The sequence below is a fragment of the Mycobacterium sp. E3198 genome, from assembly GCF_001667015.1.
Lineage (GTDB): Bacteria > Actinomycetota > Actinomycetes > Mycobacteriales > Mycobacteriaceae > Mycobacterium.
This window is the reverse complement of sequence record NZ_LZIS01000033.1, coordinates 1-1,138: the sequence shown is the minus strand read 5'-3', so window position 1 is coordinate 1,138 and position 1,138 is coordinate 1. Positions and strand designations below refer to the sequence as shown.

Below are 1,138 nucleotides of genomic sequence, written 5' to 3'. Positions count from 1 at the left end.
TGGCCCGCTCGCGGTGGGAGAGGGCGAGAAGGGTCAGCCGCGGCTGATCAGCCCTGCTGCACCTCGTTGGAACCGCCGGAGTTGCTGATCTTCGGATTGCCCGAGTGGTAGGTGATCTTGTTGCTGAAGCCGGACGCGTCGATGCTGTCGACGGAGTCGACGGTGATGGCGTTCTGAACGCCCGACACCGTGAGGCTCGTGCAGTGGCCGGTGATCACGACCGTGTTGGAAACGCCGCTGACGCTGACGACGTTGTTGTTGCAGGCGATCGTTCGATTCTCGTTGATGCCCGAGACGCTGATCCGCGCGCCGGGCGCCGGTGTGGGTGACGTCGACGGCGCCGTGGTCCTGGTCCGGGTGCTCGATGGGCCGGGGCTGCGCGGGCTGGTGGTGGCGCTCGACGGGGGACCGAACGTCGCGGAGATGCTCGGTGGGGAGCTGATGATCGACCGGACACCGGAGAGCTGGTGTGCGGCGAAGGCGGCGATGCCCCCCGCGAGCGCGAGAAAGCCGATGACGATGAACGTGCCGACGATCCACCAGGTTCGGCCGCCCGACGAGGACCTCGGCGGCGGACCGTACGACGGTCCGCCGTAGGTCCAGGGGCTCGCCGGCGGCGGTGGGGGCGGCGGGTTGATCGGAATCGGCACGGTGACGAAGGGCAGGTGCAGGTACATCGTCAACGGCGGGCGCTGGTATTGCGGCGGCGGTCCGGGTGGCCGGACGGGCTGGTCGGCGTTTTTCGACGACCTGTCGCGGCGGCCGCGGCCGGCGCCGGAGACCGCCGGCGAGGCCGGCGACGGCGTGTGGGCCATCTACACCGTGGACGCCGACGGCGGCGCCCACGTCGAACAGGTCTACGCGACCGAACTCGACGCGCTGCGGGCCAACAAGAACAACGTGGATCCCAAGCGCAAGGTGCGCTTCCTGCCCTACGGCATCGCGGTCAGCGTCCTCGATCACGACGCGGAGGAATCCGACGAAGCCGGCGAATCCGACGCGGCGGGCTAGCCGCGAGCGTGCGCAGAATGTCGCGCTAGAGCGGCGTGTCGCGTACCAACGCGCACGCTCGCGGTGGGAGAGGGCGAGAAGGGTCAGCCGCGGCTGATCAGCCCTGCTGCACCTCGTTGGAACCGCC

At 69.6% G+C, this 1,138-nt stretch carries 1 protein-coding gene and 1 pseudogene; one reads left to right on the top strand and one right to left on the bottom strand.

The genetic code is table 11. From position 1 onward, the window contains the following. Positions 1–47: 47 nt before the first annotated feature. Positions 48–641, bottom strand: a pseudogene (locus A5673_RS04690) (DUF3060 domain-containing protein); the annotation flags it as partial. Between the two features lie 10 nt (positions 642–651). On the opposite strand from A5673_RS04690, the gene A5673_RS04685 reads away from it, so the two are divergent. Continuing rightward, the gene (locus tag A5673_RS04685) at positions 652–1,011 is read left to right on the top strand and encodes a hypothetical protein (RefSeq protein ID WP_068227619.1); all 360 of its coding nucleotides are present in this window, start codon (positions 652–654) and stop codon (positions 1,009–1,011) included. Positions 1,012–1,138: the final 127 nt, after the last annotated feature.